Origin of the sequence: Caulobacter segnis, assembly GCF_029543125.1 — a bacterium.
GTDB lineage: Bacteria > Pseudomonadota > Alphaproteobacteria > Caulobacterales > Caulobacteraceae > Caulobacter > Caulobacter segnis_D.
On the sequence record NZ_JARQWW010000005.1, the window covers coordinates 355,709 to 379,906 of the forward strand.

25 protein-coding genes are annotated in these 24,198 nt (G+C 68.5%); 14 read left to right on the plus strand and 11 right to left on the minus strand.

The window, feature by feature from the left end:
- Positions 1-20: 20 nt before the first annotated feature.
- On the minus strand, positions 21-653 hold the full coding sequence (locus tag P7B02_RS16605; RefSeq protein WP_277787458.1) for a TlpA family protein disulfide reductase: 633 nt from the start codon (positions 651-653) through the stop codon (positions 21-23).
- Here P7B02_RS16605 and argH point away from each other — a divergent pair, their 5' ends adjacent.
- From argH to lysA, 3 genes are read left to right on the plus strand one after another with little or no spacing between them, the layout of a single operon-like run.
- Positions 654-2,072, plus strand: a complete 1,419-nt coding sequence (gene argH, locus P7B02_RS16610; protein ID WP_277787459.1) for an argininosuccinate lyase — start codon at positions 654-656, stop codon at positions 2,070-2,072.
- Positions 2,069-2,338: an LPS translocon maturation chaperone LptM gene (gene lptM / locus P7B02_RS16615; protein WP_277787460.1), complete on the plus strand. Its 270-nt coding sequence runs from the start codon at positions 2,069-2,071 to the stop codon at positions 2,336-2,338. The genes argH and lptM overlap by 4 nt, the downstream gene beginning before the upstream one ends.
- On the plus strand, positions 2,335-3,606 hold the full coding sequence (gene lysA, locus P7B02_RS16620; RefSeq protein WP_277787461.1) for a diaminopimelate decarboxylase: 1,272 nt from the start codon (positions 2,335-2,337) through the stop codon (positions 3,604-3,606). The genes lptM and lysA overlap by 4 nt, the downstream gene beginning before the upstream one ends.
- 51 nt (positions 3,607-3,657) lie before the next feature.
- Here lysA and P7B02_RS16625 read toward each other — a convergent pair whose 3' ends face one another.
- On the minus strand, positions 3,658-4,182 hold the full coding sequence (locus tag P7B02_RS16625) for a phosphoribosyltransferase (protein ID WP_277787462.1): 525 nt from the start codon (positions 4,180-4,182) through the stop codon (positions 3,658-3,660).
- The gene (locus tag P7B02_RS16630; protein ID WP_277787463.1) at positions 4,175-5,008 is read right to left on the minus strand and encodes a DUF3426 domain-containing protein; all 834 of its coding nucleotides are present in this window, start codon (positions 5,006-5,008) and stop codon (positions 4,175-4,177) included. The genes P7B02_RS16625 and P7B02_RS16630 overlap by 8 nt, the downstream gene beginning before the upstream one ends.
- 56 nt (positions 5,009-5,064) lie before the next feature.
- Between P7B02_RS16630 and ftsE the strand changes: the two genes are divergently transcribed.
- The 4 genes from ftsE to P7B02_RS16650 are packed head-to-tail and all read left to right on the plus strand — an operon-like array spanning position 5,065 to position 8,045.
- Entirely contained in the window at positions 5,065-5,814 is a 750-nt protein-coding gene (gene ftsE / locus P7B02_RS16635; protein ID WP_277787464.1) for a cell division ATP-binding protein FtsE, read from the plus strand.
- Positions 5,811-6,707, plus strand: a complete 897-nt coding sequence (locus P7B02_RS16640; protein WP_277787465.1) for a cell division protein FtsX — start codon at positions 5,811-5,813, stop codon at positions 6,705-6,707. Before ftsE ends, P7B02_RS16640 begins: the two co-directional genes overlap by 4 nt.
- Positions 6,708-6,717: 10 nt before the next feature.
- Complete coding sequence (locus tag P7B02_RS16645; protein WP_277787466.1) at positions 6,718-7,320, plus strand: YdcF family protein; 603 nt, start codon at positions 6,718-6,720, stop codon at positions 7,318-7,320.
- An 11-nt stretch (positions 7,321-7,331) separates the two neighbouring features.
- Entirely contained in the window at positions 7,332-8,045 is a 714-nt protein-coding gene (locus P7B02_RS16650) for a lysophospholipid acyltransferase family protein (RefSeq protein WP_277787467.1), read from the plus strand.
- Here the strand turns inward: P7B02_RS16650 and P7B02_RS16655 are convergent.
- Entirely contained in the window at positions 8,042-8,596 is a 555-nt protein-coding gene (locus tag P7B02_RS16655) for a gamma-glutamylcyclotransferase (protein WP_277787468.1), read from the minus strand. The two genes, P7B02_RS16650 and P7B02_RS16655, sit on opposite strands and share 4 nt — an antisense overlap.
- 31 nt (positions 8,597-8,627) lie before the next feature.
- Here P7B02_RS16655 and P7B02_RS16660 point away from each other — a divergent pair, with 31 nt between their 5' ends.
- The 4 genes from P7B02_RS16660 to P7B02_RS16675 all read left to right on the plus strand — a co-directional run bounded on the left by P7B02_RS16660 (position 8,628) and on the right by P7B02_RS16675 (position 12,536).
- Complete coding sequence (locus P7B02_RS16660; protein ID WP_277787469.1) at positions 8,628-9,581, plus strand: DUF2125 domain-containing protein; 954 nt, start codon at positions 8,628-8,630, stop codon at positions 9,579-9,581.
- A 95-nt stretch (positions 9,582-9,676) separates the two neighbouring features.
- Positions 9,677-10,477 carry a chorismate mutase gene (locus P7B02_RS16665; RefSeq protein ID WP_277787470.1) on the plus strand — a complete coding sequence of 267 codons (801 nt, stop codon included), beginning with the start codon at positions 9,677-9,679 and terminating at the stop codon, positions 10,475-10,477.
- A gap of 11 nt (positions 10,478-10,488) precedes the next feature.
- Positions 10,489-11,604 carry a histidinol-phosphate transaminase gene (gene hisC, locus P7B02_RS16670; protein WP_277787471.1) on the plus strand — a complete coding sequence of 372 codons (1,116 nt, stop codon included), beginning with the start codon at positions 10,489-10,491 and terminating at the stop codon, positions 11,602-11,604.
- Positions 11,601-12,536 carry a prephenate/arogenate dehydrogenase family protein gene (locus tag P7B02_RS16675; protein ID WP_277787472.1) on the plus strand — a complete coding sequence of 312 codons (936 nt, stop codon included), beginning with the start codon at positions 11,601-11,603 and terminating at the stop codon, positions 12,534-12,536. The genes hisC and P7B02_RS16675 overlap by 4 nt, the downstream gene beginning before the upstream one ends.
- Here P7B02_RS16675 and P7B02_RS16680 read toward each other — a convergent pair.
- The 3 genes from P7B02_RS16680 to P7B02_RS16690 form a co-directional block, all read right to left on the minus strand.
- Complete coding sequence (locus P7B02_RS16680; protein WP_277787473.1) at positions 12,533-12,994, minus strand: hypothetical protein; 462 nt, start codon at positions 12,992-12,994, stop codon at positions 12,533-12,535. The genes P7B02_RS16675 and P7B02_RS16680 overlap by 4 nt on opposite strands.
- A 67-nt stretch (positions 12,995-13,061) precedes the next feature.
- A complete protein-coding gene (locus P7B02_RS16685; RefSeq protein WP_277787474.1) occupies positions 13,062-14,258 on the minus strand; it encodes an MFS transporter in 1,197 nt (398 codons plus the stop codon).
- Positions 14,255-16,930, minus strand: a complete 2,676-nt coding sequence (locus P7B02_RS16690; RefSeq protein ID WP_431355828.1) for an ATP-dependent DNA helicase — start codon at positions 16,928-16,930, stop codon at positions 14,255-14,257. The genes P7B02_RS16685 and P7B02_RS16690 overlap by 4 nt, the downstream gene beginning before the upstream one ends.
- Before the next feature lie 367 nt (positions 16,931-17,297).
- On the opposite strand from P7B02_RS16690, the gene P7B02_RS16695 reads away from it, so the two are divergent.
- The gene (locus P7B02_RS16695; RefSeq protein WP_277787476.1) at positions 17,298-17,426 is read left to right on the plus strand and encodes a hypothetical protein; all 129 of its coding nucleotides are present in this window, start codon (positions 17,298-17,300) and stop codon (positions 17,424-17,426) included.
- A 2-nt stretch (positions 17,427-17,428) separates the two neighbouring features.
- Here the strand turns inward: P7B02_RS16695 and P7B02_RS16700 are convergent, their stop codons facing one another.
- Positions 17,429-18,496, minus strand: a complete 1,068-nt coding sequence (locus P7B02_RS16700; RefSeq protein ID WP_277787477.1) for a RelA/SpoT domain-containing protein — start codon at positions 18,494-18,496, stop codon at positions 17,429-17,431.
- Between the two features lie 123 nt (positions 18,497-18,619).
- Between P7B02_RS16700 and P7B02_RS16705 the strand changes: the two genes are divergently transcribed.
- Positions 18,620-21,196 carry a ligase-associated DNA damage response DEXH box helicase gene (locus tag P7B02_RS16705; RefSeq protein WP_277787478.1) on the plus strand — a complete coding sequence of 859 codons (2,577 nt, stop codon included), beginning with the start codon at positions 18,620-18,622 and terminating at the stop codon, positions 21,194-21,196.
- A gap of 11 nt (positions 21,197-21,207) precedes the next feature.
- The gene (pdeM, locus tag P7B02_RS16710) at positions 21,208-21,909 is read left to right on the plus strand and encodes a ligase-associated DNA damage response endonuclease PdeM (RefSeq protein ID WP_277787567.1); all 702 of its coding nucleotides are present in this window, start codon (positions 21,208-21,210) and stop codon (positions 21,907-21,909) included.
- Positions 21,910-22,036: 127 nt separating this feature from the next.
- On the opposite strand, the gene P7B02_RS16715 is transcribed toward pdeM, so the two are convergent.
- The 3 genes from P7B02_RS16715 to P7B02_RS16725 are packed head-to-tail and all read right to left on the minus strand — an operon-like array spanning position 22,037 to position 24,169.
- On the minus strand, positions 22,037-22,486 hold the full coding sequence (locus tag P7B02_RS16715; RefSeq protein ID WP_277787479.1) for a DUF3429 domain-containing protein: 450 nt from the start codon (positions 22,484-22,486) through the stop codon (positions 22,037-22,039).
- Between the two features lie 4 nt (positions 22,487-22,490).
- Complete coding sequence (locus P7B02_RS16720) at positions 22,491-23,249, minus strand: TIGR02186 family protein (protein ID WP_277787480.1); 759 nt, start codon at positions 23,247-23,249, stop codon at positions 22,491-22,493.
- The gene (locus tag P7B02_RS16725; protein ID WP_277787481.1) at positions 23,249-24,169 is read right to left on the minus strand and encodes a sulfite exporter TauE/SafE family protein; all 921 of its coding nucleotides are present in this window, start codon (positions 24,167-24,169) and stop codon (positions 23,249-23,251) included. The genes P7B02_RS16720 and P7B02_RS16725 overlap by 1 nt, the downstream gene beginning before the upstream one ends.
- Between the last annotated feature and the right edge of the window lie 29 nt (positions 24,170-24,198).

Consider the following 24,198-nt stretch of genomic DNA (forward strand, 5'->3'; position numbering starts at 1 on the left):
CGCAAACCGGCCCGGCGGCGTCAGCTCTTCTCGCGGATCAACCGTTCGACGAGCTCCCTCGCCTCAGGGCTGTTCCAGTCGGCCTCCCCCGCCAGGCGAGCCCGTTCACGGCCCTGCTTGTCGAAGATGAGAGTGGTCGGAAAGCCCTCGGCGCGCGGGGTCAGGCCGAAAGCCAGCTTGTAGCCCGGATCGCGATAGAGCTTCAGGGGCGGCACGGCGGCGATGTCGGCCTTGGCCAGGTTCAGGTCGTCGTCACGGTCGACACTGACGGCCAGCACCTGCACCGGCTGGGTCGCATAGGCGGCCTGCAGCTTGGCGAGGGTGGGCATCTCCTTCTTGCAGGGCGCGCACCAGGTAGCCCACAGGTTCACCACCACGACCTGCCCCTTGAAGTCGGCGATGGTCAGGGCCTTGCCGTCCACATCGGTGAAGCCGGCAACCGGGGCGGCGCGCGGCTCCTTGGGAACTTCCAGCTTGGAAAGGGTGGCGCGCTTGAGGTCCGAAAGGTCCGTCAGCCCGCCTTGGCCCGCATTGGGTTTGAACGCGGACACGGCAATGACGTATAGAACCGCCGCGACGCCGATCAGGGCGACGCCCCGGATGGCCCACTTCAAGTAGTCGGGCTTGGGTTTCTCCGCCTGGACTTCGCTCATATGACCGACAACGCCTCCAATGCGCCCTCCAATAAGGCCGAGGGCCAAGCCATGTGGGGCGGTCGATTCTCCGCCAAACCGGCCGAACTGATGCAGGCGATCAACGTCTCCATCGGATTCGACAAGCGCCTCTGGGCGCAGGATCTGGCGGGCTCGCGCGCCCACGCCGCGATGTTGTCCAGCAAGGGCGTGATTACAAGCGAAGATGCAGCGGAGATCCTCAAGGGCCTCGACGCCATCGAGGGCGAGATCGAGGCTGGGACCTTCCCGTTCCGCGACGAGTACGAAGACATCCACATGAACATCGAGGCGCGGCTGCGCGAGCTGATCGGCGCGACCGCCGGCCGGCTGCACACCGCCCGTTCGCGTAATGACCAGGTGGCCGTGGACTTCCGCCTGTGGGTGCGCGGCGCCTGCGAGCGCACCGCCGCCCAGATCGAGGCCCTCCAGAAGGCCCTTCTGGCCCAGGCCGAGGCGCACGCCGAAACCCTGATGCCCGGCTTCACCCACCTGCAGCCCGCCCAGCCGGTGACCTTCGGCCACCACCTGATGGCCTATGTGGAGATGTTCGGACGCGACGCCTCGCGCTTCAAGGACGCCCGGGCGCGGATGAACGAGTGCCCGCTGGGCGCCGCCGCCCTGGCCGGATCGCCCTTCCCCATCGACCGCCACCAGACGGCGGGCACGCTGGGTTTTGACCGCCCGACGGCCAACTCGCTGGACAGCGTGTCGTCCCGCGACTTCGCGCTGGAGGCCCTGTCGGCCGCCTCGATCTGCGCCACGCACCTGTCGCGCCTGGCCGAAGAGATCGTGGTGTGGATGACGCCGCAGTTCGGCTTCATCAAGCTGACCGACGCCTTCACCACCGGCAGCTCGATCATGCCGCAGAAGAAGAACCCGGACGCCGCCGAGCTGATCCGCGCCAAGGTCGGCCGCATCCTGGGCTCGCTCACCACCCTGACCGTGGTGATGAAGGGCCTGCCGCTGGCCTATTCCAAGGACATGCAGGAAGACAAGGTCCCGACCTTCGAGGCCTTCGACGCCCTGGAGCTGTCGCTGCTGGCCATGGCCGGCATGGTGGCCGACCTGACCCCGAACGCCGAGCGCATGGCCGCCGCCGCCGGGGCCGGTTTCTCCACCGCCACGGACCTGGCCGACTGGCTGGTGCGCGAGCTGGGCCTGCCCTTCCGCGACGCTCACCACGTGACGGGCGCGGCGGTGAAGCGCTGCGAGGAGCTGGGCTGCGATCTGCCGGACCTGCCGCTGGCGGAGCTGCAGACGCTGAACGCCGGGATCAACGACGGCGTCTATTCCGTTCTCACCCCTGCCGCTTCGGTCGCCAGCCGCGTAAGCTATGGCGGAACCGCCCCCACCCAGGTCCGTGCGCAGATCGCGCGCTGGAAGGAGATTCTCGCATGACCCGCAGCCTCATGATCCTCGCCGTCGCCGCTGGAGCCGTGACGCTGGCCGGTTGCGGCAAGCAAGGGCCGCTGGAACGCCCGGCCCCGATGTGGGGCGCCGCCGCCAAGGCGCGCTACGACGCGGGCAAGTCGTCGTCGGAGGCCAACCAGCCGTCCGCGCCGAAAAGCACGCGCGAACAGATGGACCCGGCCACCGCCAACCGTCCGGTCGGCGAAACCCAGCTTCCCGGCATCAACGACCCCTTCGGCTCTCGTCCTAAATGAACCACTTCGAACTCCGTGACGGCGAACTCCACTGTGAGGGCGTTCCGCTGTCGCGCATCGCCGCGTCCGTCGGCACGCCGGTCTATGTCTATTCGGCCGCGACCTTGCGGCGGCACTTCAATGTGTTCCGCGACGCCCTGCGAAGCCATCCGCAGATCGGCGAGCCGCTGGTCGCCTATGCGGTCAAGGCCAACTCCAACGTCCAGGTCCTGAAGGTCCTGGCGGCGGAGGGCGCGGGCGCCGACACGGTGTCCGAAGGCGAAGTCCGCCGCGCTCTGGCGGCCGGTGTTCCCGCCGACAAGATCGTCTTCTCCGGCGTCGGCAAGACGCGCCGCGAGATCGCTTTCGCCCTGGCCACCGGCGTCGCCGAGATCAACGTCGAGTCCGAGCCGGAAGTGAAGCTGATCGCCGAGGTCGCCGCCGAGCTCGGCGTGAAGGCGAAGATCGCCTTCCGCGTGAACCCGGACGTGTCGGCCGGCGGCCACGCCAAGATCTCCACCGGCAAGGCCGAGAACAAGTTCGGCGTCTCGTTCGCCGAGGCGGCGCGCCTCTACGCCAACGCCTCGAACCACGCGCATCTGGAGCCGATCGGGGTCGCCTGCCACATCGGCAGCCAGATCACCGACCTCGCCCCCATGGAGGCCGCCTTCCGCAAGATGCGCGGCCTGGTCGAAAGCCTGCGGGCCGAGGGCCTGACGGTCGAGCGCCTGGACTTGGGCGGCGGCCTGGGCGTGCCCTATTTCAACCAGCCCGAACCGCCGACGCCGGCCGACTTCGCCGCCATGGTGGCGCGCGTGGTCGACGGCCTGGACGTGCAGCTGGCCTTTGAACCCGGCCGCGTCATCGCCGCCAACGCCGGCATATTGCTGGCCGAGGTGATCCATGTGCATGAGCGCCCGGAAGGCCGCCGCTTCCTGGTCCTCGACGCGGCCATGAACGACCTGATCCGTCCGGCGATGTACGACGCCTATCACGACATCCGCCCGGTGAAGCCGCGAGGATCGGAGACGGCGGTCTATGACGTGGTCGGCCCAGTCTGCGAGACCGGCGACACCTTCACCCGCGACCGCCCCCTGCCGGTCCTCGCCGGCGGCGACCTGATCGCCTTCATGTCGGCCGGCGCCTACGGCTCGACCATGGCCAGCGAGTACAACACCCGCCCGTTGGTCCCCGAGGTTCTGGTGGACGGCGACAAGTTCGCCGTGATCCGCGCCCGTCCGACCTATGACGAGATGCTGGCCCGCGAGATGTCGGCGGAGTGGGTTTAAGGTTTAGATCCTCCGGCCCTCTGGGCCACCTCCCCCAGAGGGGGAGGATCTTTAATCCAGCGCCCCGATGTAGGGCAGGCCGCGCATGACGCCCTGGTTGTCCATGCCGTAGCCGACCAGGAAGCGGGCGGGCGCTTCCCAGGCCACGAAGTCGGGCTGGATGGCGCGCTCCTTCGGCCAGGGCTTGCGGGCGAAGACGGCGGAGATCACTTCGCTGGCGCCGGCGTCGCGCACCAGGCGGACGGCCTCGCTCAGCGACAGGCCGGTGTCGAACACGTCGTCCAGCACCAGCGCCTTGCGGCCCACCAGGGGCCGCTGAAGGTCGGCGCGCACCTGGCAGCGGCCCGAGGACTCCTGCGCGTCGTGATAGGACGCCAGCCACAGAGCGTCGAAACGCACATACTTGCCGCGACGGCCCAAGGCGCGGGTCAGGTCGGCGGCGAACCAGATGCCGCCCGTCAGCAGACAGACCGCCACCGTATCCTCGTCCACGCGCGGCGCGATCTGTTTGGCCAGGGCATCGACGCGGGCGGCGATCTCGGCTTCGGACAGCAACTCGACGGGCGTATCAGTCATGAGAGGCCTTCTGGACCTGAGCTTCCGGCGCGCCATGCGCCTTGGTCTTGGCGCCACGCAGGGCCGGAGCCTCGGCGTGCCCCTCCTCCGCCGGGGCGACCGGCGCATGAGCCGCAGCCGCGCCGTCGAGGTCGAAGCGGATTTCCAGATCGCGCGCGGTGGAGGGCGGATCCAGGATGACGATGGCGAAGTGCCGGGTCTGGCCCGCCGGGATCACCGGATCGGCGGCAGAGACCAGCTTGCCCGCCACGCGCTTGCCCTGCGGATTGAACAGGGCGACCTGCAGCGGCGGGGCGGTGACGGAGGCGTCGCGGATATTGCGGAGGACGCCGCTGACAGTCAGGGCGGCGCGCCCCTCCTCCATCGACGGCTTGGCTTTCAGGTCCTCGATCACCAGGCCGACATTGTTCACCGGCATGCCGAGCATGGCGTATATGCCGGCGGTGCGCGGCACGGCGTGGACGACCGCTTGCCGGAATACGACAGCCAGCACCAGGGCCACGACGATCAGGCCCACAGTGCCCGCCCAGACCGCGCCGGTCATGGCGGCGTGGCGAACCTTGCGCCGGGGATCGACCTTCAGCGGCGGTGCTTCTTCGGCGGGCGCGCTGCTGATCTCATTGAGCTCCGCCTCGATGTCGTCATCGGTGGCGGGCTCGACATCGGCGAAGACGGACGGCGTCTCGTCCTCGACCGGGGCCGGCTGATCGTTATAGGCGGTCCACTTGTTTCCGCACTTGGCGCAGCGGACAGCGCGACCTTCCATCCCGACCTTGTCGTCGGGCACCAAATAGCGGCTGGCGCACTTGGGGCAGGTCAGTATCATGGCCGCAGAATCGGACGCTCCCGCTCGTCCCAACGAGGTCGCCGATTTCGGTCCTTATGTCCAGAAAACCGTTTGTCCAATCTGAGTATTCCGGTCTCGCCGCGACGCCGGACGTTGTGCGTTTCGAGGGCGTGGCGATGCGCTACGGCCGCGCGCCCGAGACTCTGAAGGACATTGCTTTCGCCTTGCCCGCGGGCTCCTTCCACTTCCTCACCGGGCCTTCCGGCGCGGGCAAGAGCAGCCTGTTGAAGCTGATCTACCTGGCGCATCGCGCCTCGCGCGGGCGGGTCGAGCTGTTCGGGCGCGACGTCTCGACCATCCGCGCCGCCGACCAGCCGATGATCCGCCGCCGCATCGGGGTGGTGTTCCAAGAATTCCGGATGCTCGAGCACCTGTCGGTGTTCGACAACGTGGCCCTGCCCCTGCGCATCGCGGGGCGCAAGCCGGACAGCTATCGCAACGACATCGCCGAGCTGCTGGCCTGGGTCGGGCTGGAGAAGCGGATGCACGCCCTGCCCGCCACCCTTTCCGGCGGCGAGAAGCAGCGCCTGGGCATCGCCCGCGCCGTGGTGAACCGCCCCGACCTGCTGCTGGCCGATGAGCCGACGGGCAATGTCGATCACGAGATGGCCCTGCGCATCCTGCGCCTGTTCGTCGAACTGAACCGGATGGGCACCACGGTGCTGATCGCCAGCCATGACGACGATCTGGTGGCGCACGCCCGCAAGTCCGTCCTGCGGCTGGAGCGCGGCCGCCTGCTGGCTCCGCCCAGCGCCTCCATCGGCAACCGCGGAGGCGAGCTGTGAGCGAAAGCTTCGACGTCCGCCGCTGGCGCCCCGGCCCGCTGCTGCCAAAGCGCGACGAGCGGGACTTCGCCCTGACCTTCGTGGTCGCGGTGCTGTGCCTTCTGGCCTGCCTGACCGCCCTGACCGCCATCGCCGCCGATCGCGGCGCGCGCGGCTGGTCGCGACAACTGACCGGTTCGGCCACCATCGTGGTCCGGCCCAAGGGCGCGGAATCGCCCGACGCCGCCGCCGCCCGCGCCGCCGAGACCCTGGCCGGACTGAAGGGCGTGACCGAGGCCCGGGCCCTGGCCAAGGCCGATGCTGAAGAATTGCTGGAGCCCTGGATCGGCCGTGAGGCGTTGCTTGAGGACCTGCCCGTCCCGCGCCTGGTGACGGTCGAACTGCATCCCGAAACGCCGGCTAGCGCCCAGTCGCTGGACGCCGCGCTGCAGGCCGCTGGCCTGGACGCCAGCGTGGATGACCATAGCCGCTGGATCGGCGACATCGAACGCTCCGCCGCCCTGATCCGCTGGGCCGCCATCGGCGTGTTCATCCTGATCGCCGCCGCCGCCGCCGCGACCATCGCCTTCGCCACGCGCGCAGGATTGGCCGCACGACGTGACGTGATCGAGGTTCTGCATCTTTCCGGAGCCAAGGCCCCGTTCATCGCCCGCCTGTTCCAGGCGCGCTTCGCACGCATGTCGGCGGTGGCGGGCTTGTTCGGCGCGGCGGGCGCGGCCATGATCGGCGCCGGACTACGGCTCGCCGGTGGGGGCGCGGGCCTGGCGCCTGTGCTGCCGCTCGTCTGGAGCGACCTGGCCTGGCTCCTGCCGTGCCCCGTCATCGCAGCCCTCACCGCGGCCCTGGCCGCGCGCGGGGTGGCGATCCGGCTGACCGGCGAACTGGCAGGGTGATCGACAAGACATGAAGACTATCGCGGCTCTCCTCATCGCCTTGATGATCTGGGGCGTGGGTCTGCTGACCTTCGTCGCGCGGATCGACATGTCGACGCCCGCGCAGATTCCGCCGACCTCGGAAGGCATCGTGGTCCTGACCGGCGCGTCCAACGCCCGGCTGGAGGAAGGCATCCGCCTGCTCGAAGAGGGCAAGGGCGACCGCCTGCTGGTCAGCGGCGTCAATCGCGAGGCCACGCGCGCCGACATCCAGGACGTCACCGGCGCCACCAAGGGCCTGTATGACTGCTGCGTGGACCTGGGCTTCACCGCCGCCGACACCATCGGCAACGGGCGGGAAACGGCCGAGTGGGCCCGCAACCTGGGCTACAAGAGCGTGATCGTGGTCACCGCCGACTACCACATGCCCCGCGCCATGATCGAGCTGCGCTCGGCCATGCCGGAAGCCGAGTTCCATCCCTTTCCGATCAAGACCGACGCCGTGGACGCCCGCGGCTGGTGGAAGACCGCCAGCGGCGCAAAGCGTATGACGTTCGAGTACTGCAAGTATCTGGCGATCCTCGGGCGTGAGGCGTTCCTCAAGCTCGGGCCGGATCAGGAACGTAAGGGCTAGGAGCCAGTCCTTTGATTTTGCTTCGCTCTTTGCTGTTCATCGCCGCTTTCTACCTGATGTCGGTGCTGACCTGCCTGATCATGATCCCGCTGCTGTTCACGCCGCGGCGCCCCTTGGCGCGCGCCCTGCGCATCTGGGGCGGCGCGGTCACCTGGCTGCTGAAAGTCATCTGCGACGTGCGGGTGGAGGTGCGCGGGCTTGAGCATCGCCCCACCGGGCCGGCCCTGATCGCCGCCAAGCACCAGGGCATGTTCGATATCTTCGGCCAGCTGCCGGTGCTGCCCGACGCCTGCTTCATCCTGAAGAAGGAGCTGATGCTGATCCCGTTCTTCGGCTGGTACGCCGGCAAGGACGACATGATCGTCGTCGACCGCGACGGACACTCCACGGCTCTGAAGAAACTGGTTCGGGACGCCCGCGACCGCATGAAGGAAGACCGCCAGCTGGTGATCTTCCCCGAAGGCACCCGCTCCAACCCCGGTGAGCCGACGGAGTACAAGCCGGGCGTCGCCGCGCTTTACCGCGAGCTGGAGCTGCCCTGCAGCCTGCTCGCCCTGAACACAGGCGTTCACTGGCCTCGCAAGGGCTTCAAGCTGCACCCGGGAACGATCGTCTTCGAATATCTGCCGCCGATCCCCGCCGGACTGAAGCGGGCCGAATTCATGCGCGAGATGCAGACCCGGATCGACGCGGCGTCCAACGCGCTCCTGGCCGAGGGCGTCTAGGCCGCCTCTCGCGCCTCGACCATCGCCAGCAGGCTCTCCATGCCCTGATCGCGCACGCCTTCGTCGCGCAGGTGGATCACCAGATCGCGCAGATAGTCGATGTTGCGGCCGGACAGCCCCTTGGCTCCGGCGATCAGGTCGGCCTGCTGCTGGTCGGTCAGAGCGCCGGCCCATTGGGGATGCGCCTTGTCCGAGAGGAAGACCAGCACCGGCGCCTTCAGGCCGCCATTGATCCGCGCCTCGCGCCAGGCCTCCACATAGGTCTCGGTCGGCTGCTCGCGTTCACGCAGATAGGCGTAGGTTTCCGGCCACTCGGCGGCGGCCACGCGATAGGCCACGCCGCGCACGGCGCCGCCCGGCGCCAGCCCCAGGACTAGACCTGGGCGCTCATAAGTGCCCCTGTGGTGAACCGAATAGATGCAGAAAGCGCGTCGTCGGCCATGGAGCACAGCCGTTTTGCGTTCTAGATACTGGAACCCGGGCCGCCACATCAGCGATCCATAACCGAACACCCAGCGGTCGCCGCTCGAAGCGGCCGCGTCGTCGTCCAATTTCAACTCCCGATGCTCGGCACCCTTTGAAATGACCCTGCCCGATCCGATCCCGCCTCGTAAACCCCGTCGGCTTCTGCTGATCGCACCTTATGTGGTGGTGCTGATCGCAGCCGTCGTCTGGTCCGTCGTCTGGGTCTGGCTGCGCGGCGAGACCGAACGCCGCGTGGACGCCGAGACGGAGCGCCTGCGCTCGGTCGGCTACGACATCGCCTGGGCCAACCGCAAGATCGGCGGTTATCCGTTCCGCCTGGACGTGGAGTTCGACAACCTGCGCATCACCGAGCCTTCGGGCTGGGGCCTCTCGGCTCCAGTGATCAAGAGCGAGGCGGAGGTGTTCAATCTGAGGCACTGGGTGGGGACCGCTCCGCAAGGCGCCATGCTCACCCGCCCCCTCGGCGGTTCCGTGACCGTCACGGGCGAGGCCCTGCGCGCCAGCATCGCGGGGCCCGAGGGCGCGCCGCCGCGCATATCGGTCGAGGGCGTCGGCCTGACGTTCACGCCCGGCGCAGGGGCGGAGGACTATCCGATCCGTTCGGCCAGCCGCCTGGAGATCCACCTGCGTCCCGGCCCGGACGATCAGGCCGCCTTCATGCTGAAGATCGAGGGCGCGCGCGTGCACTTCGACGATCAGGTCATCGACCGGGTCGCTCGCGACGAGCCGGCGACCCTGCTGGCCGACGTGGTGTTCAGCAAGTTCAGCGCCCTGAAGGGACGCGGCTGGCGTGAGGCCGCCCAGTCCTGGGCCGCCGCCGGCGGTCAGGTGACCGTGCGCCGCGCGGAGATCAGCACCAAGGAAGGCGGGCTGAACAGCCAGAAGGGTGTTCTGGGCGTCGGTCCGGACGGCCGGATGATCGGCCACATCGACGCCGCGCTCGGCGCCCAGGGCGCCACCGGCGGCCTGATCGGCTCCACCTTCAAGTTCGAGCATGGCGAGACGCGCCTGTCGGGCCAGACCATGGGCAAGTCGCCGCGCATCTACTGATCCCGGCTAACGGCGCAATATCCTTGCGCTGAAGAGCGTAGTTGCGCCTCGCCACGCAAGGACTATGTTCCGCACCTCGATTTTCGGGGATGAAAATGGACAAAGCGCCCAGCGACGCGCCCTCGCTCGAAGAGGTTCGATGGCGGCTCGACGCCATCGACGCCGAACTGCTCAAGCTGATCGATGAGCGGGCGGGACTGGCGCGCGCCGTAGCGGCCGCGAAAAAGGCGGCGGGCGAGGCTGATCGCTTCGGCCTGCGCCCCGACCGGGAAGCCCAGATCGTCCGCAATTTGCTGGCAAAACCGCGCGACGCCGCAAGCAACAGCCTGGTCCTGCGCATCTGGCGCGAGATCATGGCCGAGAGCCTGTCCCGCCAGGGCCCCTTCCACCTTTCCGTCTTCGGCGGCCGCGAGCCCGCCCGCACCGTCGAGCTGGCCCGCCTGCGCTTTGGCGCCGCGCCGCGCATGGGACACGCCGCGAAGGCCGAGGACGCCATCGCCGCCGCCCGCACGCCGGGCGGGGTCGCCGTGCTGGCGCTGAATTCCGAGACGCCCTGGTGGGGCCGTCTGCTGGCGGAGCCGAAGATAAAGGTGTTCGCCGCCCTGCCCTGCCTATCCGCCTGGGGAACGACCGGCGCCCTCGCCGCCGCCGAGGTGAACGTCGAGCCGACCGGCGGCGACGACACCTTCTGGGTCACCGATGCTCCGGGCTCCGCCCAGGCTGTCGCCGACCGCCTGGCGCAGGACGGGGTGGCCGCCGAACTGGTGGCCGACGCCGGCGGGCTGAAGCTGTTCGCCCTGTCCGGCTTCTATCAGCCGCAGGACGAGCGTCTGGCCCGCGCGCCCGGCAGCCTGACGGGTGTAATCGGGGCTGCGCCGTCGCCCTTCGACGTGTAGTAAGCCCCACCATGACAGACCGATCCGCCGCCGACCGCCCGATCCCCAAGCCGGGCGTAATGGAGATCGCCGCCTATGTGGGCGGCAAGTCCAAGGTGGATGGTGTCGCCCATCCGGTGAAGCTGTCGTCGAACGAGAATGTCCTGGGCTGCAGCCCGGCTGCGCGTGAGGCCTATCTGGCCGGCGCCGACCGCCTGCACATCTATCCGGACAGCCGGGCCGAAGGCCTGCGCGCCGCCATCGCCGGCAAGTACGGCCTGGAGCCGGAGCGCCTGATCTTCGGCGACGGCTCGGACGAGCTGTTCACCCTGCTTTGCCAGACCTATCTCGAGCCGGGGGACAACGCGGTGATGGGCGAGCACGGTTTCGCCGCCTATCCGATCGCCATCCGCGCCGCCCAGGCCGAGGCGCGCATGGCGCCCGAGCCGAACCACCGCATGGATGTGGACGCGGTCCTGGCCCTGGTGGACGAGCGCACGCGCATTGTCTTCGTGGCCAATCCCGGCAACCCGACGGGCACCTGGATCTCCGGCGAGGAAGTCCGCAGACTGCACGCCGGCCTGCCGCCGAGCGTGGTGCTGGTGCTGGACGAGGCCTATTCCGAGTTCGGCCGCTCGCCCGACTTCGAGTGCGGGCACGAGCTGGCGCGGACGGCCCACAACATCATCGTCACCCACACCTTCTCCAAGCTGCACGGCCTGGCCGCCCTGCGGGTGGGTTGGGGCTATGGCCCGGTGGAGATGATCGATGCGATGGACCGCATCCGCCCGCCGTTCAATACCTCGATCCCGGCGCAGGAAGCCGCCATCGCCGCCTTGGCCGACGACGAGTTCCAGGCGCGCTCCATCGCGCATGTGGAGCAATGGCGCGACTGGCTGACCCAGCAGTTGGGCGGGATAGGACTGGAGGTCGGCCCCTCGGCCACCAACTTCATCCTCATCACCTTCCCCACCACGCCGGGCAAGACGGCCAAGGAAGCGGACGCCTTCCTGTCCTCGAAGGGCTACATCCTGCGCGCGGTCGCCGGCTACGGCCTGCCGGACTGCCTTCGCCTGACCATCGGGCTTGAGGAGCACAACCGGGCGGTCGCCGACCTGCTGGCGCAGTTCATGGGCGTGGAGCGATGAACACGCCGATCCTCTACCCGCGTCTGGCCCTGATCGGCTGCGGCCTGATCGGTTCATCCATCGCCCGCGCCGCCCGTGAAGCTGGCGTGGTCGGTGAGATCGTCATCGCCGACGCCAGCGAGGCCGCCCGCCAGACCATCGCCGAGCTGAAGCTGGCGGAACACGTCACGGGCGACATCCGTGAAGCGGTCGCCGGCGCCGACCTGGTGATCTTCGCCACTCCGGTTCTCGCCATCGCCGACGCGGCGGACGCGGCGGCCGGCGCCTACAAGGCCGGCGCGACCATCAGCGACGTGGGCTCGGTGAAGAGCGCCGTGGCCGAGGCCCTGCGCGCCCGCACGGACGACAGCGTCTTCGTCATTCCCGGCCACCCCATCGCCGGCACCGAGCATTCCGGCCCCGCCGCCGGTTTCGCCGAACTGTTCAAGGGCCGCTGGACGATCCTGACGCCGCAGGAGCGTGACGACGCGCCCTATCTCGACGCCGTGGGCAAGCTGGCCGCCTTCTGGCGCAGCCTGGGTTCGCAGGTCGAGCTGATGGAGGAGAAGCACCACGATCTGGTGCTGGCCGTCACCAGCCACCTGCCCCACCTGATCGCCTACAACATTGTCGGCACGGCCGCCGATCTGGAGGAGGTCACCGAGAGCGAAGTGATGCGCTATTCGGCCTCGGGCTTCCGGGACTTCACCCGCATCGCCGCCTCCGATCCGACCATGTGGCGGGACATCTTCCTGACCAACAAGGACGCGGTGCTGGAGATGCTGGGCCGCTTCACCGAGGACCTGCAGGCCCTGTCCCGCGCCATCCGCTGGGGCGAAGGCGACAAGCTGCACGAGCTGTTCACCCGCACGCGCGCCATCCGCCGGGGCATCATCGACATGGGCCAGGACAGCGCCGAGTCCAACTTCGGCCGGGATCGCGGCAAGCACTAGGGCTTCGGGCGGCCCATCAGCTCTTTCACCCGCCGATCGACGCGATCGAGCCCGGCGGAGACGTCCTGCGTCTCGTTCAGCAGCTTGAGCAAGTCCTTGAGCGCGGCGGTGTCGATGCGGCGGATCGGCTTGTCGCGCGACCACTCGTAGCCGATCACCTGGCCCAGGCGGCAGGCCTTCAGCCGGACGGCGTTGCGGGCGGCGGGCGCGGCGCGGGCCATCATCTGGCTGGCCACGTCGTTCCAGTTGGGCGAGCCGGGCTTGCAGCGATAGAGCGGCAGGCCGCCGCATTCGCCGGTCCAGAAGCGCCGGTACCAGATGGGGTGCTCCGGCCGCTCATAGCTCAGCCCGTCGCTGGCCGAGACCAGGCTGCGGCAGTCCGTGCGGACGAACTCGTCGGCCTGCGCCGTTCCCGCGAGCAGCAGAGCCGCCAGACCGACACACCAGAACTTGGACACGCTGCGCTTCTCCCCCGAATGCGCCCCTGAGCGCTTGGTTAAACCGTTCGGAGGATTGGAGAAAGCGTCACAGTCGTCGTTCTGTCACATAAAGCCGCCAGGCCGCCGTCAGCACCAGGGCGGCGAGACTGGCGACCAGAGCAACAAGGCCGCCCCACCCCAAGGTGGAGAACACATGGCCGCCGGTGGAGCCGACGATGCTGGAGCCCAGATAGTAGAACAGCAGATAGAGCGACGCCGCCTGCGCCTTGGCCGGCCCGGCCAGCCGTCCGACCCAGCCGGAGGCCAGGGCGTGGCCGCCGAAGAATCCCGCCGTCAGCAGAGCGACACCCAGGACTGTCAGCGCCACGTTGGCGCTCAGGGTCATAGCCGCTCCGCCTGCAATCAGTAGCGCCGCCGCAGCCAGCACCGGCCCGCGCCCCAGCCGACCGCCGAGTGATCCGAACAACGGGGAGGACGGCACGCCCGCCAGATAAACCAGAAAGATCGCCGCCACCGCCGCGTGGCTGAGATGGAAGGGCGGCCCCAGCAGGCGGAAGCCCACATAGTTGTAGAGCGTCACGAACCCACCCATCAGGCAGAAGCCGCAGACCAGCAGCCAGAGCAGGCCGGGCGTACGCAGGCTGACGGCGTAGTCGCGCACCTGCTGACCTATGGTCAGTCCCACTTTCGGCTGGAACCGCCGTGACGGCGGCAGCAGCTTCACGAACACCACGGCGGCGGCCAGACCCGACAGGCCCACGCCACCGACGGCCATACGCCAATCGCCCGTGAAGTCGGCCAGCAGGCCGCTGAGCAGCCGGCCGCTCATCCCGCCCACCGCGGTGCCGCCCACATAAAGGCCCATGATCGAGCCCAAGGCCTCGGCCTTCGCCTCCTCCGCCAGATAGGTCATGGCGATGGCGGGCACGCCAGCCAGGGCCACACCCAGCAGGGTCCGCGTCACCAGCAGCGCGCCCCAGTTCGGCGCCAGGGCCGCAATCACGGTCAGGGCCGCCGAGGCGAACAGCGAGGCGGTCATCAGGGTCTTGCGCCCCACCCGGTCAGCCAGTGCGCCGGCCGCCAGCAACGAGATGGCCATGGCCGCCGTGGACAACGACAGGGCGAAGGAGCTGTCGGCCGGGTTCAGGCCGAACCCCTCCGCGAACAGCGGCATCAGCGGTTGAACGCAGTACAGCAAGGCGAAGGTGGCGAAACCGGCGGCGAACAGGGCCACCGCCACGCGCCGGTACTCCGGAGAGCCGCGCGTGAAGCCCTCGCTCACTGGTCCTCCTTGAGGAACGCGGCGGTGGCCTCGATGGCCTCGACCAAGCCGACGCGCTGGATCTCCACCCCCTCGGGCAGGCTGGCGAACAGGCGGGTGGGCGCGGCGGCGTCGAGCATGACGAACACGCCCTTGTCGTCCGCCCGGCGGATCAGGCGCCCGAAGGCCTGGGAGATGCGGGCGCGGGCCGTGGCGTCGTCGTAGTTCTTGCCTCCGAACCGTTGGCGGCGAGCCTTGTGCAGCAGGTCGGGGCGCGGCCACGGCACGCGGTCGAAGACCAGCAGGCGCAGCGAGCGCCCCGGCACGTCCACGCCGTCGCGAACCGCGTCGGTGCCCAGCAGGCAGGCGTCCCGCTCGGCGCGGAAGATGTCGACAAGCGCGCCGACCTCCAGCGGGTCCACGTGCTGGGCGTAGAGGGCAAGGCCCTTGTCCGCCAGCGGGGCGGCGATGCGCTCATGCACCGCCTTCAGCCGGCGGATGGCGGTGAACAGGCCAAGCCCCCCGCCCCCGGCGGCCAGGAACAGCTCGCGCATGGCGGCGGCCACCTGACGTGGGTCGTCGCGGCCCACATCGGTCACTACGAAGGCGCGGGCGTTCTTGGCGTAGTCGAAGGGCGAGGCCAGGCGCAGCAGCTTGGGCGGCTCCGGCAGACGGGCCGCGCCGGTGCGCATCTCCGCCAGGGCGAAGGGGTCGTCGGCCGAGGGATCGGTGAGCGTGGCGCTGGTCACCAGCACCCCGTGGGCCCGCGACAGCACGGCGGCCTGCAGCGGCTGGGTCGGGTCCACCCAATGCCGGCGGCAGGCGGCGTCCACCACGCGGCCATAGAGGAAGGTGGCCTCGAACCAATCGACGAACTCGGGATCGTCCTCGCTGTCCTCGTCGATGGCCTTCAGCATGGAGCGCCAGGCTGGCAGGGTCATGCGCGCCCGGCGGTCCAGACCGCGCAGCGCCCCCTCGATCCGGGCGCGTTCGGAGGACGGCAGGGTGTCCGTATCCTCGTCCAGCACGTCCTCCAGGTGACGGGCCAGGGCCAGCAGCGGCGCCTCCACGGCGGCGATGGCGCGGGCGGCCTCCGCGGCGGTCTGGCGGACCATGTCGAGGGCCGGGCGTGCGGCGCACTCCATGCCGATGTCCGACGAGGTGGCGCGGGCGCGAAGCTGCTCCAGCACCACCACCAGGAAGGCCTCGATGGGGCCGATGGGGTTCACCTGGCCGTCGGGCGGAGCGATGCGGCCGGACCAGCCCTCGCCCGGCAGGGCGGCGGCGGCGTGCAGGGCGGCGCGCAGAGCGTCCCGCGCGGTCTCCCGGTCGCCCAGGATGTCCATCAGCCGGGCCTCAAGCCCCCTGCCCCGGCGGCCGCGGCCTTCGGGTCCTCGAATCCAGCGGCGCAGCTCGGCGGACTCCGCCCCGGACAGGGCCGAAGAGAAGGCGCTGTCGGCGGCCTCGAACAGGTGGTGGCCCTCGTCGAAGACGATGCGCTTGAGCGTCGTCGTCTCCACGTCGGTCTTCAGCCCCTTGGCCGAGCGGGCGCCGTCGAAGGCGGCCTGGGTCATGACCAGGGCGTGGTTGGCGATGACGATGTCCGCCCGGCGGGAGGCGCGAACCGCCTTCTCCACGAAACAGACGCGATAGTGCGGGCAGCCGGCGTGGACGCACTCGCCGCGCCGGTCGACCAGGTTGGCGGCGCTGGCCTGCATGGACGGCTGCACGGCGAACAGGGTCGGCAGCCAGGCCGGGAAATCGCCGCCGGTCATATCGCCGTCGCGGCTGGCGCGGATCCAGCGCGCGGTCAGGCCCATGCCGATCAGGTCGGAGCCGCCCAACTGGCCGGCGTTGCTCTGCTCCTGGAAGTTCAGCAGGCACAGGTAGTTCTCGCGTCCCTTGCGGACCACGGCCTTCTTCGCCCGCACCGCCGGGTCGGGAAAGATCGAGGCGCTCTCCCGCTCGATCTGCCGTTGCAGGGCGCGGGTGTAGGTCGAGACCCAAACCGCCGGGCCGTTGGCCTCGGCCCACAGGGAGGCCGGGGCCAGATAGCCCAGGGTCTTGCCGACCCCGGTGCCCGCCTCGGCCAGCATCATGCGCGGCTCGCCCTCGCGGTCGCGGGGCTGGAAGGCGTAGGCGGTCTCGGTGGCGAACTCGGCCTGGGAAGGCCGCGCCTCGTCCAGGCCGGAGCGTTGCAGCAGGGAGGCCAGCCGGTCGGCGGCCCCCTGCGGGCTGATCGGCTTGGAGCCCGCCTCGCCCAGCGGCGCCTGATCCTCCCACTCGGGAATGCGGCTCCACACGTCCAGGCCGCTGCTGCGAAAGGCGTTGCCCACCGGATAGGAGCGCAGCGCCCCGATGATCGGCGGGCCCCAGGCCCAGCCGCCCTTGGCCAGGGTCTCGGCCAGGGCCAGGGCCTCTTCCCGCGTGGGCCAGGGGCTTTGGGCCACCTCGGCCAGCAGCAACTCGCAGACCCGGCGCAGGGCCTCGGCCTGCTCCACCGCGCCCTTGGGCTCCGGCAGGCCCATGGCCAGGGCCAGGCCCGCCGCCGAGGGGGCGCAGAACCGCGCCGGGCGGACGAAGGCGTAAAGCTCCAGCGCGTCGAAGATGCGGCCCGAACGCATGGGCGAATGCAGGCCGAGCCGCCGGGCGGTCATGCCCGCATGGGCCACCAGGACCGGACCCTGCTCCATCAGGTCGCGCGCGTCCGGCGGGCGCAGGGCGCGCGGCCCCGCCGCATCCGCCACCCCGCCGCGCGGTCCGGGCAGGACGACGAGCGCGGGGGCCAGATCAAGACTCGGAGCGAGCGCGTTCACCCGCTCTTCCTACCCCGCGTCGGGTGGAAACGGAACGGGAACGATGTCGCGCTGCGTCCTTCGAGACGCCACTTCGTGATTTCTTAGAATGACGAACGTGGGCTGCCCGCACCTTCGTCATCCTGAGGAGCGCCGCAGGCGCGTCTCGAAGGACGCACAGAGGCCATTGGCCTATCGCGCGATCCGCCAGCCACCTATCTCGACTTCGCCTATCTGTCGTTCTCGGTGGGCGCGACCTATCAGGTTGTCGGACACCGCCGTCGGCTCCACGCCCCTGCGCAACCTGATCACCGCCCAAGCAGCGGCGGCCTATGTCTACAACACGGCGCTGCTGGCGCTGGGGATCAGCATTCTAGCGGGGTTGTTTGGGTGAGCTTAGCCGATAAGCGGATCAGGATAATCATCCCTAAGAACCTGACTCACGAGATCAGCAAACCGACCAGTATCCAAAAAGTAGTTAGGATATGCACGCTTCAAAGCAGATATCGAATCTACAGACACAAGGACAACTTGCCTATCCGATCCCTCGGGTATTCTTCGTTCCCATTCCGTATAGGTCTCGTTCGCAGCTTCCGATTGCCGCGCCCTAAAGCGCGCCACCTTTACATTTCTGGTAGCAGGATCAAGATCAACAAGAAAATACTTAGCCTCTTTAACTCTCTCCGCTGTGTAATTTAAACTCATATTATATGCAGCAAGAACCGCTTCGACGTTTAATTTCGAAGCCAAGAATCCAAGTTCTCTATTTAACTTATTTCTGTCAGTCGGCACTCCCGGAACTGGAGCACACCCCTCAATCGCTGCGATTGCAGTAGCCATCAACGCAAAAAACCTGCGCCACTCCTCATCACCCTGATTAGACTTCAGAGCCTGACGAGTAAAAATTCCAACCGCTTCCACAGCCGTAGCCCACGCGTGTTGAAGCTGGGTGCGCACTTGAATCTCGATCTTCCTCCCGCTCCAGCAAGCAGACTTAGATGATCCCGTATATTCATAAACTAGGTGATAAGATCGATAACCATCAGCCTTCGGATATCTAATGTAATCCTTTTCACCAACAAGCTTATGTTCAAGCTTTCCCTTTTTAGAACCCCTTTTATACCGATCAACAAGACGCCTCACATTTCTTATATCTTTAAATACAATCCTGCATCCAGCAACGTCCTGCATTTGAGACAATCGCATGGACGACTGCCTCATTAGTTTTGCATGTATAGATTCCAGACGTTTAATTCTTTGAGAAACGATAATTGATTTTTCAAATTGGCGACCACGGCGCCGGAGGGTTATCTGGAAAGCATTCAAAGGATAACTGTGAATTGATCGCCAGTTGTTGACCACCTTCAACATAGAGTCATCCGACAACGGGAACCGATCTTCGATCAGCTTCTTTCCCGCCGCGTTTACAGTGGGAAGATCGTATTCAGGTGTTGCCCAAGCCATTCTATGACTTTCGAATCAGCGCTACCGTTTCATTGCATTTCATAGTCCAAGATACCCTTCACGCTCGCAATAGCGCCCAATCCGTCGCATCGAAACATAACGGGAACGTGTTATAGCCGTCCCATGGACGGCTCGACGCCCTCTTCCCTTCTTCCCGCCCGCTTCGCGGACTGGTTCGCCTCGCGCGGGTGGAGCGCGCGGGCGCATCAGTTGGCCATGGTGGAGAATGCCATGGCGGGGCGGCATTCGCTGTTGATCGCGCCTACCGGCGGGGGCAAGACCTTGGCCGGGTTTCTGCCCAGCCTGATCGAGCTGGCGGAGCGGCCGCCGTCGAACGGGCCGATCCGGGGCGTCCACACCCTGTACATCTCGCCGCTGAAGGCGCTGGCGGTGGACGTCGAGCGCAACCTGATGACGCCCATCCGCGAGATGGGCCTGCCCATCGTGGCCGAGAGCCGCACGGGCGACACCGGCGAGGCGCGCAAGGCCCGCCAACGGCTGAAGCCGCCGGACATCCTGCTGACCACGCCGGAGCAGCTGGCGCTGTTCTGCGCCTGGGAGGGCGCGCGGACCTATTTCGAGGACCTGCGCTGCGTCATCATCGACGAGGTCCACGCCATGTGGCCCAACAAGCGCGGCGACCTGCTGTCGCTGGGTCTGGCGCGCCTGCAGCAGTTCGCGCCGCAGATGCGGCGGGTCGGGCTGTCAGCGACCGTGGATGATCCGGGGCTGATCGCGGAGTGGCTGTCGCCCTCAGGTCCTCCCCCCCTGGGGGATGGGGACCGCGAAGCGGTGGAGGGGGTGGGACCGGGTTCTGACTCAGCAGTCCCCCTCCGGCCCTCTGGGCCACCTCCGCCAGGGGGGGAGGATTTAGCGAGGACCAGCGTCCACATCGTCTTCGGCGCCGGCGGGGTCACGCCTCACGTCGAGGTCCTCGTCAGCGGCGGGCATGTGCCCTGGGCCGGGCATACGGCCGAGCACGCCATGGCCGAGCTGTACGAGATCATCAAGCGGCAGAAGACCACCCTGGTGTTCGTCAACACCCGCTTTCAGGCCGAGTTCGCGTTCCAGGAGCTGTGGGCCCTGAACGACGACGACCTGCCCATCGGCTTGCACCACGGCAGCCTGTCGGCGGAGCAGCGGCGCAAGGTCGAGGCGGCCATGGCGCGGGGCGAGCTGCGGGCCATCGTCTGCACCTCGACCCTGGACATGGGGATCGACTGGGGGGATGTGGACCTGGTGGTGCAGTTGGCCGCGCCCAAGGGCAGCTCGCGCATGGTCCAGCGGATCGGGCGGTCGAACCACCGGCTGGACGAGCCGTCCAAAGCCCTGCTGGTGCCGGCCAACCGGTTCGAGATGCTGGAGTGCCGCGCCGCCGCCGACGCCATCGTCGAGAACGCCCTGGACGGGGAGCCGCGACGCACCGGTACGCTGGACGTGCTGGCGCAGCACGTCATGGGCTGCGCCTGCTCCGAGCCCTTCGATCTGGTGGAGCTGTACGAAGAGGTGACCACCGCCGGGCCCTATCGCGGCCTGTCGTGGGAGGACTTCGAACAGGTGGTCGATTTCGTCTCCACCGGCGGCTACGCCCTAAAGACCTATGACCGCTTCCGGCGGATCGTGAAGGGGCGCGAGGACGGCCTCTGGCGCGTGCGCAACGCCCAGACGGCGCAGCGGCACCGGCTGAATGTCGGCGCGATCCTGTCGGCGGCGACGCTGAACGTGAAGGTCGCCATCGGCAAGCGCGGCGGCCGCAAGATCGGCCAGGCGGAGGAAGGCTTCTTCGAGCAGCTGAAGGCTGGCGACACCTTCGTCTTCGCGGGGCAGGTCTGGCGCTTCAACACCATCGTCGGCGAGGACGTGCTGGTCAGCCCGGCGCCGAAAGAGAACCCCATGATCCTGTCGTGGGGCGGGTCGAAATTCCCCCTGTCCACCTACCTCGCCCAGCGGGTGCGGCGAATGATGTCGGACGAGCGGGAGTGGAAGAACTTACCCGCCGACGTGCAGGAATGGCTCGGCTACCAGAAGGCGCGCTCCGCCCTGCCGTCGGAGGACGAGCTGCTGGTGGAGACCTTCCCGCGCGGCAAGCGGCACCACATGGTCTGCTACAGCTTCGAGGGGCGGCACGCGCACAACACCCTGGCCATGCTGCTGACCCGGCGGATGGAGCGGGCCGGTCTGCAGCCGCTGGGCTTCGTCGCCAACGACTACGCCGTCAACATCTGGGCCTTGAAGCCGCTGGACGAGACGGACCTCAACGCCCTGTTCGACCAGGACATGCTGGGCGACGATCTGGAGGCGTGGCTGGACGAAAGCTACATGATGAAGCGCACCTTCAAGGGGGCGGCGATCATCGCCGGGCTGATCGAGCGGCGCTTCCCCGGTCAGGAGAAGAGCGGCCGGCAGGTTACCTTCAGCGCCGACCTGATCTACGACGTGCTGCGCAAGCACCAGCCGGACCACCTGCTGCTGAAGTGCGCGCGGCAGGATGCGGCGACCGACCTCATCGACGTGGCGCGCGTGGCCGGGTTTCTGGCGCGCATCAAGGGCCGCATCCGGCATGCGGCCCTGGCCAAGGTTTCGCCCTTCGCCGTGCCGATCATGCTGGAGATCGGGCGCGAACGGGTGAACCTGGGCGATGCGGGCGACGCCATCCTGGCGGAGGCCGAGGCCGATCTGATCGCGGAGGCGCTGGCTTGAGTTCGGGCCGTATGAGTTTCGCGGCCAATCCCTGCGGGGGGCTGCGCGTGGGCCTGCATGGGGCCGAGCCGGTGCTGCGGGCGTCCGGCGCCCTGTGGCTGGAGGCCGAGCGCGCCCTCGTGGTGGCCGATCTGCACTTCGAAAAGGGCAGCGCCTATGCGGCGCGTGGCCAGATGCTGCCGCCCTATGACACGCGCGAGACCCTGGACCGGCTGGAGCGGGAGTTGGCGGCGACCAACCCGGCGCTACTGGTGTTTCTGGGCGACAGTTTCCATGACGGATCGGCGGAGGACCGGCTGGCGGACGACGACGCCGCGCGGATCGCGGGCCTGGCCAAGGGCCGCACCCTGATCTGGGCGGTGGGCAACCACGACGAGGACGGACCCCAGACCCTGCCCGGCGAGATCATCGACGAGATCGAACTGTCCGGCCTGACCTTCCGCCACGAGCCGGAGCCGGGCGAGCAGCCGGGCGAGGTCGCCGGGCACCTGCACCCCTGCGCGCGGGTGGCGGCGGGCGGCGGATCGGTGCGGCGGCGGTGTTTCGTGACGGACGGCCGGCGGCTGGTGATGCCGGCCTTCGGCGCCTTCACCGGCGGCCTGAACATCATGGACAAGGCCTTCGCCGGTCTGTTCGCCGCGGCGCCGATCGCCGGGGCTCTGGGCCGTGGGAAGGTGCATGCGGTGGGGTGGAAGTCGCTGCGGCCTGACTAGCGGCCTAAATCCTCCCCCTCTGGGGGAGGGGGACCGCGAAGCGGTGGAGGGGGTAGGACTGGGTGCTGACTCAGCACGCCCCCTACGGCCCTCTGGGCCACCTCCCCCGGAGGGGGAGGATCGCTTTCTACAGACTCATCGCCTGCTCAAGCGCCACCGCCAGGGCAATGGCCGCCCCGGCGGTCAGGAGGGTGCGCAGGCGCGGGCGCCAGGAGGGGCCGTCGTGGCTGGTGGCGTCCCACAGCCATTGCAGCAGCAGCGCGGTCAGCACGCCGGCGATCTGCCAGACCGGGCCGAAATTGTCGCCGCCCAGAAGCAGCAGCCAGGCCACGGCCGGCGCGGCGAGGGACAGGCCGAGGACGAGCCAGCGCGGCTGCGGCTTGTCGATCTCCAGCCCCGCATGGATGCCGCCCAGATAGGACAACAACGCGGTGGCGTAAGCGATCAGGCTGACCAGTCCCGCGGCGCGCAGATGCTGCGGGCCGAAGCAGAACACCGCCGAGGCGGCGAACAGCGGCAGGATGGTCAGGACGCCCATCATCCAGATCGCGCGGGGGGGCTTGCTCGCCAGGTCCATGAGGTCAGCTCCTGCGGAACACGACGGAGGCGGCCCAGCCCGCCAACAGCGCGATCGCCACCGAAGCCAGACCATAAATCCAAGGCCGCCGGTGCGCGAAGAGATAAAGATTACGCTCCAGACCCGCCTTCTCAACGGTCAGGGTGCGGTCGCGGATGGAGACGGGCCGACCGTCCTGGAACAGGATGATCCGCGCCTCGTACCTGCCGATGGGCGCGGCGGTCGGCAGGGCCAGCTGTGCGCGGAACAGGCCACGGTCTACGAAGCGCACGCCGTCGGGCTCGGCGGCGTAGAGACCAGCCTTCTCCTTCAGGCGGATCACCGCGCGGCGCCAGTCCAGATAGTCCGCTCCTAGGCGGCTGACGACCATGTCGCGGACGCCGTAACGGCGCTCGACCCGCTGTTCTTCCGGCGCGGCGATGGCCAGATGGTCCAGGCCGGCGTTCAGTTCGCGCAGGACGGAGAAGCTGGCGATCTGGTTCAGCGGCTTGGTGGAGGCGGCGATGTAGAAGCCCGGCGCGCCGGTGAACACCACCGGGCGGCTGTTGAGCCAAACCCCAGCGACGCGGGTCTTCTCGGCCAGGCGGATGGGCTGCTCCGGCCCGCTGACCAGCACCACCACGTCGCTGGGCCGCTGGGCGGGATCGAACACCGCGCCGTAGATGACGATGTCTGCGCCCTGAAAACCGGAGGTGACCTTCACCTCGGTCTCGGTCAGGGCGGCGGAGACGGCCGGGATCGGCGGGGGAAGATCGACCGCCATCAGCCCGCCCCCGAGACCAGGACGAACGGATCGTCAGGCCGGATGAACAGGTCCAGCCCCATGCGCAGGCCGACCAGCAGCACCAGCAGGCCGAGCAGCGCGCGCAGCTCCTCTGCCCGGAAGCGGGCCGACATGCGGGCGCCGAACTGGGCCCCCACCACCCCGCCGACCAGCAGCAGGGTCGCCAGGACGATGTCCACCGTCTGGTTGCGGCCGGCCTGCAGCACGCTGGTCAGGCTGGTGGTGATGATGATCTGGAATAGGCTGGTGCCGACGACCACGCCGGCCGGCATGCGCAGCAGATAGACCATGGCCGGCACCAGGATGAAGCCGCCGCCGACCCCCATGATGGCCGACAGGACGCCGACAAAGATGCCCAGCACGATGGGCGGAATGACGCTGATATAGAGGCGCGACTTGGGGAAGCGCACCTTCAACGGCAGGCCGTACAGCCACATGGGCCGGCGGTCGCGCGGCGCGGCCGGCGCCTCGCCCCTGCGACGGCGCAAGATGGAGCGCAGGGACTCCATCAGCATCAGCCCGCCGATGACGCCCAGGAACAGCAGGTAGGAGACCGACACCACCAGGTCCGCCTGGCCCAGCAGGCGCAGCAGGCGGAACACCTCGACCCCCAGGAAGGCGCCGATGACGCCGCCGGTGGCCAGCACCCCGCCCATGCGGAAGTCCACGGCGCGCTTGCGGCTGTAGGCGATGACGCTGGAGACCGACGATGCGGCCACGTGATTGGCTTCGGACGCCACAGCCACCACGGGCGGGATGCCGAGGAAGACCAGAACGGGCGTCATCAGGAACCCGCCGCCGATGCCGAACAGGCCGGAGATGAAGCCGACCAACGCCCCCAGCGCCACCAGCAGGGGCGCATTCACGGAGACTTCCGCTATGGGCAGATAGAGGTCCAAACCACGCCTTCCACACCAGCCGGCCGCAC